At 49.7% G+C, this 15343-nt stretch carries 15 protein-coding genes and 1 tRNA gene; 15 read left to right on the top strand and 1 reads right to left on the bottom strand.

Annotated elements, in window-relative coordinates; all coding sequences use genetic code 11:
• The first annotated feature begins 219 nt into the window (after window positions 1-219).
• Window positions 220-780, top strand: a complete 561-nt coding sequence (locus tag ACO0LK_RS13950; protein WP_422975990.1) for a hypothetical protein — start codon at window positions 220-222, stop codon at window positions 778-780.
• A 46-nt stretch (window positions 781-826) separates the two neighbouring features.
• On the opposite strand, the gene ACO0LK_RS13945 is transcribed toward ACO0LK_RS13950, so the two are convergent.
• Entirely contained in the window at window positions 827-1810 is a 984-nt protein-coding gene (locus ACO0LK_RS13945) for a tetratricopeptide repeat protein (protein ID WP_422975988.1), read from the bottom strand.
• Between the two features lie 640 nt (window positions 1811-2450).
• Here ACO0LK_RS13945 and pssA point away from each other — a divergent pair.
• The 14 genes from pssA to nuoF all read left to right on the top strand — a co-directional run bounded on the left by pssA (window position 2451) and on the right by nuoF (window position 15330).
• On the top strand, window positions 2451-3314 hold the full coding sequence (pssA, locus tag ACO0LK_RS13940) for a CDP-diacylglycerol--serine O-phosphatidyltransferase (protein WP_422975986.1): 864 nt from the start codon (window positions 2451-2453) through the stop codon (window positions 3312-3314).
• A 384-nt stretch (window positions 3315-3698) separates the two neighbouring features.
• On the top strand, window positions 3699-5237 hold the full coding sequence (locus tag ACO0LK_RS13935) for a 2-isopropylmalate synthase (protein WP_186949035.1): 1539 nt from the start codon (window positions 3699-3701) through the stop codon (window positions 5235-5237).
• A 143-nt stretch (window positions 5238-5380) separates the two neighbouring features.
• Complete coding sequence (gene rpsO, locus ACO0LK_RS13930) at window positions 5381-5650, top strand: 30S ribosomal protein S15 (protein WP_110253976.1); 270 nt, start codon at window positions 5381-5383, stop codon at window positions 5648-5650.
• Window positions 5651-5865: 215 nt separating this feature from the next.
• Entirely contained in the window at window positions 5866-8001 is a 2136-nt protein-coding gene (gene pnp / locus ACO0LK_RS13925; RefSeq protein WP_422975983.1) for a polyribonucleotide nucleotidyltransferase, read from the top strand.
• A gap of 160 nt (window positions 8002-8161) precedes the next feature.
• Window positions 8162-9148 (top strand): NAD(P)H-quinone oxidoreductase, encoded by a 987-nt coding sequence (locus ACO0LK_RS13920; protein WP_422976256.1) that lies wholly within the window; start codon window positions 8162-8164, stop codon window positions 9146-9148.
• A gap of 174 nt (window positions 9149-9322) precedes the next feature.
• Complete coding sequence (gene tpiA, locus ACO0LK_RS13915; protein WP_422975981.1) at window positions 9323-10066, top strand: triose-phosphate isomerase; 744 nt, start codon at window positions 9323-9325, stop codon at window positions 10064-10066.
• A 49-nt stretch (window positions 10067-10115) separates the two neighbouring features.
• The gene (gene secG / locus ACO0LK_RS13910) at window positions 10116-10502 is read left to right on the top strand and encodes a preprotein translocase subunit SecG (RefSeq protein WP_422975979.1); all 387 of its coding nucleotides are present in this window, start codon (window positions 10116-10118) and stop codon (window positions 10500-10502) included.
• Window positions 10503-10587: 85 nt separating this feature from the next.
• Window positions 10588-10672 (top strand) — tRNA-Leu (locus ACO0LK_RS13905).
• A gap of 115 nt (window positions 10673-10787) precedes the next feature.
• On the top strand, window positions 10788-11147 hold the full coding sequence (locus ACO0LK_RS13900) for an NADH-quinone oxidoreductase subunit A (protein ID WP_186949039.1): 360 nt from the start codon (window positions 10788-10790) through the stop codon (window positions 11145-11147).
• A gap of 6 nt (window positions 11148-11153) precedes the next feature.
• Window positions 11154-11630: a NuoB/complex I 20 kDa subunit family protein gene (locus tag ACO0LK_RS13895; RefSeq protein ID WP_186949040.1), complete on the top strand. Its 477-nt coding sequence runs from the start codon at window positions 11154-11156 to the stop codon at window positions 11628-11630.
• A gap of 29 nt (window positions 11631-11659) precedes the next feature.
• Window positions 11660-12256 carry an NADH-quinone oxidoreductase subunit C gene (locus ACO0LK_RS13890; RefSeq protein WP_422975976.1) on the top strand — a complete coding sequence of 199 codons (597 nt, stop codon included), beginning with the start codon at window positions 11660-11662 and terminating at the stop codon, window positions 12254-12256.
• On the top strand, window positions 12256-13509 hold the full coding sequence (locus ACO0LK_RS13885) for an NADH-quinone oxidoreductase subunit D (RefSeq protein ID WP_422975974.1): 1254 nt from the start codon (window positions 12256-12258) through the stop codon (window positions 13507-13509). The genes ACO0LK_RS13890 and ACO0LK_RS13885 overlap by 1 nt, the downstream gene beginning before the upstream one ends.
• A 37-nt stretch (window positions 13510-13546) precedes the next feature.
• On the top strand, window positions 13547-14035 hold the full coding sequence (gene nuoE, locus ACO0LK_RS13880; RefSeq protein WP_186949043.1) for an NADH-quinone oxidoreductase subunit NuoE: 489 nt from the start codon (window positions 13547-13549) through the stop codon (window positions 14033-14035).
• Window positions 14035-15330, top strand: a complete 1296-nt coding sequence (gene nuoF / locus ACO0LK_RS13875; protein WP_422975972.1) for an NADH-quinone oxidoreductase subunit NuoF — start codon at window positions 14035-14037, stop codon at window positions 15328-15330. Before nuoE ends, nuoF begins: the two co-directional genes overlap by 1 nt.
• Window positions 15331-15343 lie beyond the last annotated feature (13 nt).

Raw genomic sequence — 15343 nt, 5'->3', positions numbered from 1 at the left:
TTTTTACGCCTTCAAGTGCGCATGGATTGCTAAAAACAAACTGGTTGATCAAAGTAAAAACTAATTGCTGAGATCGCCGGGCATCATCCAGCGTGCGCTTGCAGGCGCACGCAGCTCGAAGAAAAAATCGCCCTCAGGGGCGATTTTTTTGTCTTCAAGTCAAGTTGGTAATTGCGTAAAATAGGATGGATTGTACGTATCTATTTTTAAGGACATTTCATGGTTAATCGCACCCCGTCGTACTTTGTCGTGCTAAGTATTTTTTTACCTTTGTGCCTGTTGGCATGCAGTAAAGGTAAAACAAGCAATGAAATAAAAATAGCCGATGAAAAATATGTCATTACTGTACCCAAAGGCTTGGATTTTCAATGCAAGATAATCCCCTATGCTGCGAATTGTAAAAATTTTGGTTTGATAAATATGTCGGATACTGACGCCAAAATATGTACGGCAGAGACCAAAAGTACTGAATTCACCATCGTCATACAAAAACAATCAGAAAAGAATATTCGCAACGGCAGTAACGATCCCGGAGCTGATATGACGGGAGCTTGGACCGACTGCAAAGATGCGCGGATAATTGATCGCAAGACGGTAAAAATCGATGGCGATACTGCTATTGATTCGGTATTGACGAGCCCTCTGGGGAAGGGAGCTGCACGTTCCATTGTCAACAAGGACATTTCCTTGTTAAGTTTTGCCTTGCCGAGGATGGGGGGCGAAAACCCGCAAGAGATTGCGGGTTTTTCCAGTAGTATGCGGCCAGTAAAAGGTAAATAAATCAGCAGCGCTTTTTCTCCCAAAACTGCGGACTGGATTTGGGAGTTTATTCTGGAATGCTTGCCCCATTAGCTATTGCTGCCGCAAGCGATAGGCCTTTGCCCTGTTCTTCAGCTGAAATTTTTTTCGCCAACGATTCTTTGAGTGAACTTGCCCAAAAGCCCTCACCCTCGTCGATATGTTTGGTGAACTTTTCGTCGGCAAGCGTCAGCAGGGCGTAGGCAGTGACACCATTTTGCTCAACGCCTTTACCTTCCGCGTAAAACTTCCCCAAATTTAACAAGGCACCAGCGCTGCCCTGATTTGCAGCCAGCCTGTACCAATTCGCAGCCAACTTGTAATCAAACTGTACTTTCGCGCTTTCTTCCTGCATGACACCTAGCCTGAATTGGGATTGGCGATCATTTTGTGCTGCCGCCATTTCGTACCATGATTTCGCCTTCGCCGGATCCTTATCTATTCCATGAACAATGCCGCGTTCGTATAATTTTCCAAGTTCAACTTGGGCTGGTGCATCCCCTTGTTTGGCTGCCTTCTCAAGCCAATATATGACTTTGTCATAGTCCGGAACCAGATCCTTGCCGTTGCCCACACTGAAATGGATGGAGATGGAATAGGTACGTCCCAGATAATATTGGGCCTTGGCATTGCCCTGTTCGGCAAGTGGGGCAAACAGCTTCATCGCCGAATGCATATTGTTGTTATCGAAATCTCTTTTTGCTTCCGCAAACTGCGCGGCTTGCTCATTTGCAATGGTAGCTGTTGACGGATGTTTGACTTTCCAAATGCCGAAGCCAACGGCTACCAATATCACAAGTGGTAGTAATAATTTCCATGGGAAAGCATTGACTTCCATTGTTGGAGCGGGCGGAGCTTTTCTGTTGGAATTATGATTTACTCCCGCTTGCAGGCGGGCATTACCATTGGTCGCCATTACTTTATTGTATGCAACACCGCAACGGGGACATTGCCAGTCAGGGGCATCGTCCGTAGGTTTGCGTCGGTATTCGCATTTTGGGCAGGTGGTCATAGCTGTCTTGGTTCAAAAAGATGTTGGAGTGGCGGGGTATGTTGCCTCATAGTCCGTTTGCTAGCAAATATTTTCTTATTAGGACTTACGCAAAACTGCCCCAAAGCGTTGCAGCCCCTTACTGAGACAGTTTTGCGTAAGTCCTTCTTAGTGCGATTTTTTTGGGGCAGTGAATCGAAATTGTGTCTATGTAATTGCAAGCAGCTAATCGATATGCGCATGCTTCCGTGGGATAAGGTGGGCATTGAGATCATGCCCCTTTTATTTACAGGCTCGCGATCGCTGCTGAAAAGTGACATTCTCAATTCTTGCTTTTTGTATTTGTAGATATGAACAGGTGGCTACTCGTCCTTCTCGTGGAATACAAAAGACCATGCTGTACTTCTAAAAAATAATGGGATCAGATGTTGAGTGTGGCAGTAGGCCATGGGAATGCGTTTTTTCGGCAAGCATTGAATAACCTGTCTCAACCAGTGTGTATATTCTGATTTGGAGCGGTTGTCTTGTGCCAGGCACTGCAACATCCAGGCTATTCAAACAAGCGAATTGTTTTCCCAGTCAATAATCACGGTTATACTTCCAACACTTTTGCATCCTTTGCCCTGGCAATGGAGATACTTCACAGATTACGATAGCAAGAATGGCACCTATACTAAAACGAAAGCCTAAAGGCAGTTTCAAGTTATTCCCCAAGGGGATGCGCAAGAATGCGCCTGCAAGTGCGCATGAGGGCGAGGATGTGCGGGCGCCGGTAAAACCCCGGCGTGGCATCTACCTGTTGCCAAATGCTTTTACAACAGCAGCCCTGTTTTGCGGTTTTTATGCCATTGTGATGGCGATGAATCAACGTTTTGACCAGTCTGCACTGGCGATTTTTGTGGCTATGGTGCTCGATAGCCTGGATGGCCGCGTGGCCCGCATGACCAATACCCAAAGCGAATTTGGTGCCCAGTACGATAGTTTGTCTGACATGATTTCTTTTGGCGCAGCGCCTGCACTGGTTGCCTATGAATGGTCGTTAAAGGGCATGGGCAAGCTGGGCTGGCTGGCGGCCTTTGTGTATTGTGCCGGTGCTGCCTTGCGCCTGGCGCGATTTAATACAAATATAGGGATTGTCGACAAGCGCTACTTTCAGGGTTTGCCCAGCCCGGCTGCTGCGGCACTGGTGGCGGGCTTTGTGTTGCTGATGGAAGACTTGCACTTCCCCGGGCGTGAACTGAGCTGGAGTACCTGGAGCATTACCTTGTTTGCCGGGTTGACCATGGTGACCAATGTGCCTTTCTATAGCTTCAAGGATGTTAATTTGCGTCGTTCAGTACCGTTTATTGCTCCATTTTTGATTGTATTGGCTTATGTTGCTGTGGTCAGTGATCCACCCAAGGTTTTATTTGGCCTGTTCGTCCTGTATGGCTTGTCTGGTTATGTCGTGCTGCTGTGGCGCTGGCGCAAGGGCAGGCCTGTCAGTATCGTTCAGACCAGTGTCGAGCATCATGAAGAAAAATGAGCATGCGTAAAACAGTGTCAGCCTGATTAAATTTGGTGTTTTACAAGAAAAGCCGCAATACGGAAAATGTATTGCGGCTTTTTTGCTTTTCTACCTGAGAAAAACAGGAATTTGCTGCTATAAATTCTTGCACTTTTTCGCAATCGCGCTTATAGTCTTTGGCATGAACTTCGCATCCACATCAATAGCAAAAAACACTTTGGCAGGCCTGTCTGGTCTGCTATCGCTATTGCTGGCATCTCTACTAGCGTTCACGCGCTAAATCCCCCTACACCCACAATTCGAGTAGTCTCGCCACCCATGTGCGTCTTGCAAGGGTAGGTCAAAGAATATTCACAATTTGCAGTTTTATCTCATATTTAAATCTATCTCAGGAGCAAAATCATGGCCGACAAACTCATCATATTCGACACAACCTTGCGTGATGGCGAACAATCCCCTGGTGCATCCATGACCAAGGATGAAAAAATCCGCATTGCCAAGCAGCTGGAAAGAATGAAGGTCGATGTGATTGAGGCTGGTTTTGCTGCTGCATCGCCAGGTGATTTTGAATCCATCAAGGCGATCGCTTCCATCATCAAGGATTCGACGATTTGTTCCTTGTCGCGTGCCAATGACCGTGACATTGCCCGCGCAGCCGAAGCCTTGCAGGCTGCAGAGCGCAAGCGTATTCATACTTTCATTGCAACATCCCCGCTGCATATGGAAAAGAAATTGCGCATGACGCCTGATCAGGTGCTGGAACAGGCAATACAGGCGGTGCGTTATGCCCGCAATTTTACGAACGATGTTGAATTCAGCCCGGAAGATGGCAGCCGCTCGGATATGGATTTCCTGTGTCGCGTTCTGGAAGCGGTCATCAAGGAAGGCGCAACCACCATTAACTTTGCTGACACCGTGGGTTATGCCGTGCCTGAGTTGTACGGCAATATGCTGAAATCTCTGCGTGAACGCATCCCCAATTCCGACAAGGCGGTCTGGTCCGTACATTGCCATAACGACCTGGGTATGGCCGTGGCCAATTCCCTGGCTGGTGTCATGATAGGTGGAGCACGTCAGATTGAATGTACGATCAATGGCCTGGGTGAGCGCGCAGGTAATACTGCACTCGAAGAAATCGTCATGGCCGTGCGCACCCGTAAAGATTACTTTGATTTGCAACTGGGCATCGATATCAGTCAGATCGTGCCTGCCTCCAAGCTGGTGTCGCAAATCACCGGTTTTGCAGTGCAGCCGAATAAGGCCGTAGTCGGCGCGAACGCCTTTGCACATGCATCCGGCATCCATCAGGACGGTATTTTGAAGGCCCGTGATACCTATGAAATCATGCGCGCTGAAGATGTGGGTTGGAGCGCGAATAAACTGGTTCTGGGTAAATTGTCTGGCCGTAATGCCTTCAAGCAGCGCCTGGAAGAGTTGGGCATAGCGCTGGAATCAGAAGTTGAAGTCAATGCAGCCTTTGCCCGTTTCAAGGAACTGGCTGACCGCAAGTCGGAAATATTCGATGAAGATATTCTGGCCCTGGTATCCGATGAAGAGCATGCACAGAATAACGATGCCTTCCATTATGTGTCTTTGTCCCAGCGTTCGGAAACGGGTGAATTGCCATTCGCCAAGGTGGTATTTACTTCGGACGGCAAGGAAGTGACTTGTGAGGGTAATGGTAACGGTCCGGTTGATGCCATTGTCAATGCGATTGATTCCAAAGTGCAGAGCGGGGCAGAGTTGCTGCTGTTCTCGGTCAATGCCATTACGACTGGTACCCAGTCGCAGGGCGAGGTTACGATGCGCCTGTCGAAAGCGGGCCGCATAGTCAATGGTGTTGGCGCGGATCCGGATATTGTTGTTGCTTCAGCGAAAGCCTATCTGTCAGCCTTGAATAAATTGCAATCAAAAACCGAAAAACTTAATCCGCAAATTTAAGCAGGGGTTTGATTCCGGCGTAAAACGGTGTTATAGTCACGCGTTCCGTCATTCCGGCGGAATTGCTATTTCACGATAACGATGGTTTTGTAGCTGTATTTTATAAATACGGCGACTCTTGTTATCGCATGTTAAGGAAAATTATGTCTATCGAAAAAAATGCAAAAGCCGCTATCGTAGCGGACAATGCCCGTGGTCAAAATGACACAGGCTCTCCTGAAGTACAAGTTGCGTTGCTGACTGCACGTATCAATGACCTGAATGGTCACTTCAAAGCACACTCTAAAGATCACCACTCCCGTCGTGGTTTGATCATGATGGTTAACCGTCGTAAGAGTCTGTTGTCTTACCTGAAAGGTAAAGACTTGAATCGCTATCGCTCACTGATCGAAAAACTCGGCTTGCGTAAGTAATTCTTGCTGAGCTTAGCAAATCATTGGTAGTAAAAAGCCTGCGTCAGTCGTCTGTCGCAGGCTTTTTGTCTATGTAGAGTTTTAGTTTTCCCCAGTTTTAGCCCGGTTTTTGACGAAAAAGTTGAAAGCAGGCAAAAAGCGATCCAGACGGATTGCTCGCGGTGAGGTGAACGACAGCGCCTGAAAATCTGTCGGCAAAATAGAAAGGACACATTGTGTTTAATAAAATTACCAAAACCTTCCAATACGGTCAGCACCAGGTCACACTGGAAACCGGTGAAATCGCCCGCCAGGCATCTGGCGCGGTCCTGGTATCCATAGAAGATACCGTTATACTGGCAACCGTTGTTGCAAAGAAGGATGCCAAGCCAGGTCAGGATTTCTTTCCTCTGACCGTGGATTACATGGAAAAAACTTACGCGGCCGGCCGTATTCCTGGCGGTTTCTTCAAGCGTGAAGGTCGTCCATCAGAAAAAGAAACACTGACTTCCCGTTTGATCGACAGGCCTATCCGTCCGCTGTTCCCGGAAGGCTACCTGAACGAAGTCCAGGTCATCATTCATGTACTGTCCGTCAATCCGGAAATCGACCCTGATATCGCTGCAATGATTGGTGCTTCCGCAGCAATTTCCGTTGCTGGCATCCCATTCAGTGGCCCGGTTGGCGCTGCACGTGTTGGCTATATCGATGGTCAATATGTATTGAACCCAACCGCAACTCAACTGAAACAATCCAAGCTGGATCTGGTTGTTGCCGGTACTGAGCAAGCCGTGTTGATGGTGGAATCTGAAGCGCAGCAATTGTCTGAAGAAGTCATGCTGGGCGCGGTGGTCTATGGCCATACGCAAATGAAAGCTGTGATCGATGCGATCCATGAATTGGTACGTGACGGTGGCAAGCCTGAAGTGCAATGGGCGCCTGCTGCAAAAAATGAACCACTGATCGCTGCTGTCACGGCAGTGGCAGAGCCTTTGTTGCGCGCTGCTTATCAAACCAAAGAAAAACAGGCACGTACTGAGCAATTGAAGGCGGCAACTTCTTCAGTGGCTGCAGCCCTGGCTGAGCAGGCAACTGCCAAAGGTGAGGCTGCTCCTGATTCATCCGAAGTAGGCAATATCCTGTTTGATCTGGAAGCGAAAATCGTTCGTTCCCAAATCCTGGAAGGCGAGCCACGTATCGATGGCCGTGATACACGCACTGTGCGTCCTATCAGCATCCGTACTGGCGTTTTGCCACGTACGCATGGTACAGCCCTGTTCACACGCGGTGAAACACAGGCTTTGGTGATTGCTACGCTGGGTACTGCCCGTGACGAGCAAAAAATTGATGCGCTGATGGGTGAATATTCTGACCGCTTCATGCTGCATTACAACATGCCTCCGTTCGCTACTGGCGAAACAGGTCGTGTTGGCACACCTAAGCGTCGTGAAATCGGTCATGGCCGTCTGGCTAAACGCGCATTGCAGGCTGCTCTGCCTGATCCGGAAGATTTCAGCTACTCAGTCCGTCTGGTGTCCGAAATTACTGAATCCAATGGTTCTTCTTCCATGGCTTCCGTCTGCGGTGGCTGCCTGGCGTTGATGGATGCTGGCGTGCCTATGAAAGCACACGTTGCCGGTATCGCCATGGGTCTGATCAAGGATGGCAACAAGTTTGCTGTTCTGACAGACATCCTGGGTGATGAAGATCACCTTGGCGACATGGACTTTAAAGTGGCCGGTACTGCAGAAGGCATTACTGCTCTGCAAATGGATATCAAAATCCAGGGTATTACCAAAGAAATCATGCAAGTCGCTCTGGCGCAAGCCAAAGAAGGCCGTATCCATATTCTGGGTAAAATGCAGGAAGCTGTACCTGTCGGCAAATCCGAATTGTCTGACTTCGCGCCACGTCTGATCACAGTCAAGATCAATCCTGAAAAAATCCGTGATGTTATCGGTAAGGGTGGTGCAGTGATCCGTGCCTTGACAGAAGAAACCGGCACACAAATCGATATCAGCGATGAAGGTGTAGTGACTATCGCTTCTGTTGATGCAGCCGCTGGTCAGGAAGCCAAACGTCGTATCGAAGAACTGACAGCAGAAGTTGAAGTTGGCAAGGTCTACGAAGGTACGGTATTGAAGTTGCTGGACTTCGGTGCGATTGTACAAATCATGCCAGGCAAAGATGGTTTGCTGCACATCAGCCAGATCGCCAATGAGCGCGTGAATGCAGTTGCTGACTACCTCAAAGAAGGTCAGCAAGTGCGTGTCAAAGTGCTGGAAACAGATGATCGTGGTCGCTTCAAGTTGTCCATGAAGGCGGCATTGTCTGAGTCTGAAGTGCAAGCTCAGCCACAGCAGCAACAATAATAACAGCTGAAGTAAAGCGACAGCCGCAATGGCAGACAACGCCTTGCACTGTCAGGCTGGAAAATGTAGAAACGCCCGTGCTTTGCACGGGCGTTTTTTTATTCGCTTACAATTCAGGCCCAAGAGTTCACTTTATGGATGAGTCCACATGAAAACTGAAATGCGCGCCATAGAAATCACCCAGTACGGCAAGCCGGAAGTGTTGCAGATTACCACCCGGCCCGTGCCTGTGCCTGGCAAGGGTGAATTGCTGATACGGGTCAGTGCCGCTGGCGTGAACCGGCCTGATGTCTTGCAGCGCCTGGGGTTTTATCCTGTGCCTGCGGGTGCGTCTGATTTGCCCGGGCTGGAAGTAGCAGGGGAGGTGGTTGCCGGCGATCTTGAAGGTAGTGCATTTCAGATTGGTGACCAGGTTTGTGCTTTGGTGCAGGGCGGTGGTTATGCCGAATATTGCGTAGCACCAGCCGGTCAGTGTCTGAAAGTGCCGCAGGGCCTGTCTTTGCTGGAGGCGGCATCCTTGCCGGAAACATATTTCACGGTCTGGAGCAATGTGTTTCAGCGCGCCCACTTGTCGCCGGGCGAAACTTTTCTGGTACAGGGTGGTACTTCGGGTATTGGTGTGGCAGCGATTCAAATTGCAAAGGCGCTGGGCCATCGTGTGTTTGCCACTGCGGGCTCGGACGATAAATGTCGTGCGACAGAAAAACTGGGGGCTGAGCGTGGTATCAACTACAAGACCGAGCAATTTGCTGACGTCGTTAAAGAATTAACGGCAGGCAAAGGTGTTGACGTCATTCTTGATATGGTAGCGGGTAGTTATGTGCCTAAAGAAATCAATTGCCTTGCGGATGACGGTCGTCTGGCCATCATTGCGCTGCTCGGGGGGAATTCTGCCGAACTGGATCTGGCCCAGGTGTTGCGTCGTCGCTTGACGGTTACAGGTTCCACCCTGCGCCCGCGCCCGGTGGCATTCAAAAAGGCGATTGCGGCTGAATTGCAGGAGCGTGTCTGGCCATTGCTGACTGCCAGGACCATCGTGCCTGTGATCCATCATGTATTTCCTCTGGCGCAGGCCGCACAGGCGCATGCCATGATGGAAGAGGGTGCGCATATAGGGAAAATCATGCTGTCCATGGATGCTGGCTAGGCAGGCGAATTGTGTTGTTGTGATCAAAAAGATAGTGTTTTTGCGCAAAAAATGACCAGTGAACCGCAAAATGCTGCCGGATTTGTAGTCATAAAGTCATAAACCTGAGTGGGCTGGTTTGACCCTGATAGCGCTGAGGGCTACAATAGACGGTTATTTATATTTTGGCTTACTATGCGACGCACCTTAATAGCCGGTAACTGGAAGATGAATGGTAATTTTTCTGCCAACCGTTCATTGTTGTCTGAAATAAAAGCGGGTTTGCCTGCATCATTGAGTTGTGATGTTCTGGTCTGTCCACCGGCGCCGTATCTGGCGCAATGTGCTGAACTGTTGACGGGTACGGCTATCATGTGGGGTGCGCAAGACGTATCCGTGCATGCGCAGGGCGCCTATACCGGCGAGATATCGGCAACTATGCTGGCGGATTGCGGTAGCAAGTATGTGATAGTCGGGCATTCTGAGCGTCGTGCCTATCATGCCGAAAGCGATGAGCTGGTGGCGCAAAAGGCATTGCACTTGCAGAAATCGGGTCTGTTGCCTATTGTTTGTGTGGGTGAAACGCTGGAGCAGCGTGAAAGCGGCCAAACCAATCAGGTGGTGGCTGCGCAGTTGAATGCAGTTCTGGATGTGCTGGGTGACATGGCGGCAGTGGTCGTCGCTTATGAGCCGGTATGGGCAATTGGTACAGGCAAGACGGCAACGCCACAAATGGCGCAGGATGTGCATCAATTCCTGCGTCAGCAAATGGCAGCCAGAAATGCCGCAGTCGCAGACAAGGTGCAAATTTTGTATGGTGGCAGCATGAAACCGGAAAATGCCGCAGAATTGCTGGCAATGCCCGATATTGATGGCGGCCTGATCGGTGGTGCAGCATTGAAGTCGCAGGATTTCCTGTCGATTATTGCCGCAGCCTGAGTTGTTTGGATTAATTTGTTGGATGCTTAATTTTTTTTGGATGTCTTGAATGCAAACTTTATTTACGTTGGTTGTGGTTGTTCAGGTGTTGTCAGCTTTGACAATTATTGCCCTGGTTTTGTTGCAGCACGGTAAAGGTGCTGATATGGGTGCCTCTTTTGGCTCTGGTGCATCGGGTAGTCTGTTTGGTGCAACTGGCTCTTCCAACTTCCTGTCCAAGGCGACAGGTGTGGCGGCTGCGATCTTTTTTGCAGCGACTTTGGGCCTGGCAGTTTCCAGTGGAAACCGTAAGCCTGCCATTGGCGTTATGGAAGGTGTAACTGTGACCAAGCCAGCTGCGCCGGCAACATCTGCGGGTGCAGCTTCTGGCCCGGTTGTTACTGCAGTGCCTGCTTCCTCAACATCTGCCGGTCAGGCAAACCAGATTCCAAAATAATTTGATTTTACCCAGTAAAAAACATTGAATTGCTGCAATTGTGCGTTGAACAATGGGGCTATACATAGTAGAATGCTGGGCTTAGGCCGACGTGGTGAAATTGGTAGACACGCTATCTTGAGGGGGTAGTGGCGAAAGCTGTACGAGTTCGAGTCTCGTCGTCGGCACCAATAAAAATAGAGTCAGTTTTCTTTGCTGACTCGGTCGAGGAAGCAGTTGTTTCTTGCTGGTCAGTATCAATAAATGACTTGCTTCAATCTGGCATTCAATTACAGGTAGCCTAACGTGAACCTCGAAAATTATTTCCCAGTTCTTCTCTTTATTCTGGTTGGTATCGCTGTAGGTGTGGTGCCGCAAGTGTTGGGGCGTATTCTCGCTCCATATAAACCGGATTCTCAAAAAAATTCTGCTTACGAGTGCGGTTTTGAGGCATTCGAAGATGCGCGCATGAAGTTTGATGTGCGTTACTACCTGGTGGCAATTCTGTTCATTTTGTTTGATCTGGAAACGGCATTCTTCTTCCCCTGGGGCGTAGCAATGCGTGACCTGGGCTGGACGGGATTCCTGATCATGCTCGGTTTCGTACTGGAATTCGGTGTGGGTTTTTGGTACATCTGGAAAAAAGGCGCTCTGGATTGGGAGTGATGAATTATGGCAATTGAAGGTGTATTGAGTGAAGGCTTTGTCACCACTACGGCAGACAAGCTGATCAACTGGACGCGTACCGGTTCCATGTGGCCCATGACCTTTGGTCTGGCCTGTTGTGCCGTTGAAATGATGCACGCTGGTGCCTCGCGTTACGATCTGGATCGTTTTGGTGTGGTGTTCCGCCCGTCACCGCGTCAGTCTGACGTGATGATCGTTGCCGGTACGCTGTGCAACAAGATGGCACCTGCCTTGCGCAAGGTGTATGACCAGATGGCCGAGCCGCGCTGGGTTATTTCCATGGGTTCCTGTGCTAACGGCGGTGGTTACTATCACTATTCGTATTCCGTGGTGCGTGGTTGTGATCGTATTGTTCCGGTTGATGTCTATGTACCAGGTTGCCCGCCAACGGCAGAGGCCCTGATGTACGGCATCATACAGTTGCAAAACAAGATCAAGCGTACTAACACCATTGCGCGTTAATTGCGTCGTCGCCGGGGCAACATTAAATTATGACTACCAAACTGGAAAACCTTGAGACGGCAGTAAAAACGGTCTTGGGTGAGCGCATTCTGGAATTGAAAAATGCGCTGGGTGAAATCACTGTCGTGGTTTCTGCAACTGAGTATCTGGGCGCCATGCTTGCCTTGCGCGATCATCCTGATACCCACTTTGAAGAATTGCTGGATCTGTGTGGCGTCGATTATTCCGCCTATGGTGATGGCGTGTGGGAAGGTGCGCGTTATGCCGCCGTTTCGCATTTGCTGTCCATCAAAAACAACTGGCGTTTGCGCGTACGTGTCTTCGCGCCGGATGATGAAATGCCGGTCGTGCCTTCCCTGATTGATGTCTGGAACGCCGCCAACTGGTATGAGCGTGAAGCGTTTGATCTGTTTGGTATCTTGTTTGATGGCCACAATGATTTGCGTCGTATTCTGACTGACTATGGTTTTATCGGACATCCTTTCCGTAAAGACTTTCCAGTTTCCGGCTATGTTGAAATGCGCTATGACGCAGATCAAAAGCGCGTCGTTTACCAGCCTGTCACGATAGAACCACGCGAAAATGTGCCGCGTATCATTCGTGAAGAACATTACGGGATGAAATAATGGCTGAGATTAAGAATTACACACTGAACTTCGGTCCTCAGCATCCTGCTGCGCACGGTGTTTTGCGCCTGGTGCTTGAGCTCGATGGTGAAGTTATCCAGCGTGCCGATCCGCATATCGGTCTGTTGCATCGTGCGACTGAAAAGCTGGCAGAACAAAAAACTTTCCTGCAATCCGTGCCTTACATGGATCGCCTGGACTATGTATCCATGATGGCCAATGAACATGCGTATGTCATGGCGATTGAAAAGATGCTGGGTCTGGAAGTGCCTTTGCGTGCACAGTATATCCGCGTCATGTTTGATGAAATCACGCGTTTGCTGAACCACTTGCTGTGGATAGGTGCGCATGCGTTGGACGTTGGTGCGATGGCCGTGTTCCTGTACGCTTTCCGTGAACGTGAAGACCTGATGGATTGCTACGAAGCCGTCTCGGGCGCGCGTTTGCATGCTGCTTACTATCGCCCAGGTGGTGTGTACCGTGATTTGCCGGATCAAATGCCGCAATTCACGACATCGGCTTTGAAGAACGAAAAAGCCATGCGTCTGTTGAATGAAAACCGTCAGGGTTCCCTGCTGGATTTCATTGAAGACTTCACCAATCGCTTCCCGAAATACGTCGATGAATACGAAACACTGTTGACCGATAACCGTATCTGGAAGCAGCGTCTGGTCGGTATTGGTGTGGTGTCGCCTGAGCGTGCCATGGCCATGGGCTTTACTGGTCCTATGCTGCGTGGTTCAGGCATCGAATGGGATTTGCGCAAGAAGCAGCCGTATGAAGTCTATGACTTGCTGGACTTTGATATTCCGGTTGGTGTGAATGGTGACAGTTATGACCGTTACCTGGTCCGTGTGGAAGAAATGCGTCAGTCCAACCGCATTATCAAGCAATGCGTGGAATGGCTGCGAAATAACCAGGGTCCGGTGATTACCGATAACCACAAGGTAGCGCCTCCACATCGCGTGAACATGAAGTCAAATATGGAAGAACTCATCCATCATTTCAAACTGTTCACCGAAGGTTTCCATGTTCCTGCCGGCGAAGCGTATGCCGCGATTGAACATCCAAAAGGCGAGTTTGGTATTTACTTGATGTCCGATGGTGCTAACAAGCCTTATCGTCTGAAAATCCGTGCGCCAGGTTTCGCGCATTTGCAGGGTTTGGATGAAATGGCAAAAGGTCACATGATTGCTGATGCGGTAACGATCATCGGTACTCAGGATATTGTGTTTGGTGAGATTGACAGATAAAGCGGCGTCCTGAGGACGTCGAATCGAGGCATTAGCTATGGTGTTATCAGAGCAGGCATTTAAAAAAATTGATCGTGAACTGGCAAAGTTCCCGGCTGACCAGCGCCAGTCCGCTGTGATGGCCGCATTGGCTATTGCCCAGGATGAAACTGGCTGGGTATCTCCGGAAGTCATGCAGACCCTGGCTGATTACATCGGCATGCCAGCGGTAGCCGTGCAGGAAGTCGCGACTTTCTACAACATGTACAACACCAAGCCGGTGGGCAAGTTCAAGATTTCGGTCTGCACCAATCTGCCTTGCGCCTTGTCTGGTGGTGAACGTGCTGCACATCACCTGAAGCAAAGACTCGGCATCGATTACAAGGAAACCACGGCAGACGGCCAGTTCACGCTGGTAGAAGGTGAATGCATGGGCGCCTGTGGCGATGCACCTGTGATGATCGTCAATAACAAGCGCATGTGCAGTTTCATGTCGAATGAAAAAATTGATGGTCTGGTCAATGAACTGAAAGAGGCGGGTAAATAATGACGAGTCTGCACAATCGCCATATTAAGCCTTTGATACTGGCTGGCCTGGATGGCAAAAACTGGCATCTGGAAGATTACGTAGCACGTGGTGGCTATGAATCTCTGAAGCGTATCCTGAACGAAAAAATCCCGCCTGAGCAAGTGATTGCCGAGTTGAAGGCATCTTCTTTGCGTGGCCGTGGTGGCGCGGGTTTTCCTACCGGTTTGAAGTGGAGCTTCATGCCGCGTCAGTTCCCTGGCCAAAAATACCTGGTATGTAATACAGATGAGGGCGAGCCTGGTACATTCAAGGATCGTGACATCATTCGTTATAACCCGCATGCACTGATCGAAGGTATGGCAATAGGCGCTTACGCCATGGGCATCACGGTAGGTTACAACTACATCCACGGCGAAATTTTTGCTGACTACGACCGTTTCGAAGAAGCGCTGGAAGAAGCACGTGCAGCCAATATGCTTGGCGACAAGATTGCCGGTTCTGAATTCAATTTTCAGCTGCATGCTTTTCACGGTTATGGCGCGTATATCTGCGGCGAAGAAACAGCCTTGCTGGAATCGCTGGAAGGCAAGAAAGGGCAGCCACGCTTCAAGCCGCCTTTCCCTGCCAGCTTCGGTCTGTATGGCAAGCCAACCACGATCAATAACACGGAAACTTTTGCGGCAGTGCCATTTGTATTTGCCATGGGCGGCGAAAAATACGCCGCGCTGGGTAAACCAAATAATGGTGGTACCAAGATTTTCTCGATGTCCGGTGACGTAGCCAAACCAGGCAATTATGAAGTGCCACTGGGTACGCCATTTGCGACCCTGCTGGAACTGGCTGGTGGCATGCGCGACGGTAAAAAGATCAAGGCGGTTATCCCCGGTGGTTCATCCATGCCTGTATTGACTGGTGATGTGATGATGGCTACTGACATGGATTATGACTCCATCGCCAAGGCGGGTTCCATGCTGGGTTCCGGTGCGGTTATCGTTATGGATGAAACACGCTGCATGGTGAAATCATTGTTGCGTTTGTCTTACTTCTATTTTGAAGAATCCTGTGGCCAATGCACACCTTGCCGCGAAGGTACAGGCTGGTTGTATCGCATGGTGCATCGTATTGAGCATGGTCAGGGTCGTGCAGACGATCTGGATATGCTGAACTCCATCGCTGACAATATTCAGGGCAAGACAATTTGTGCCCTCGGTGATGCAGCGGCGATGCCGGTGCGCGCCATGATCAAGAATTTCCGCGAAGAATTTGAATATCACATCGAGCATAAGCATTGCTTGGTGCCCACTTACATGTAAGCCAGCTTCGGTT

The organism is Undibacterium sp. Ji49W, assembly GCF_049340205.1.
Taxonomy (GTDB): domain Bacteria; phylum Pseudomonadota; class Gammaproteobacteria; order Burkholderiales; family Burkholderiaceae_D; genus Undibacterium.
Note: the sequence above shows the minus strand (reverse complement) of the source record. Positions and strands in the feature narration are given on the sequence as shown.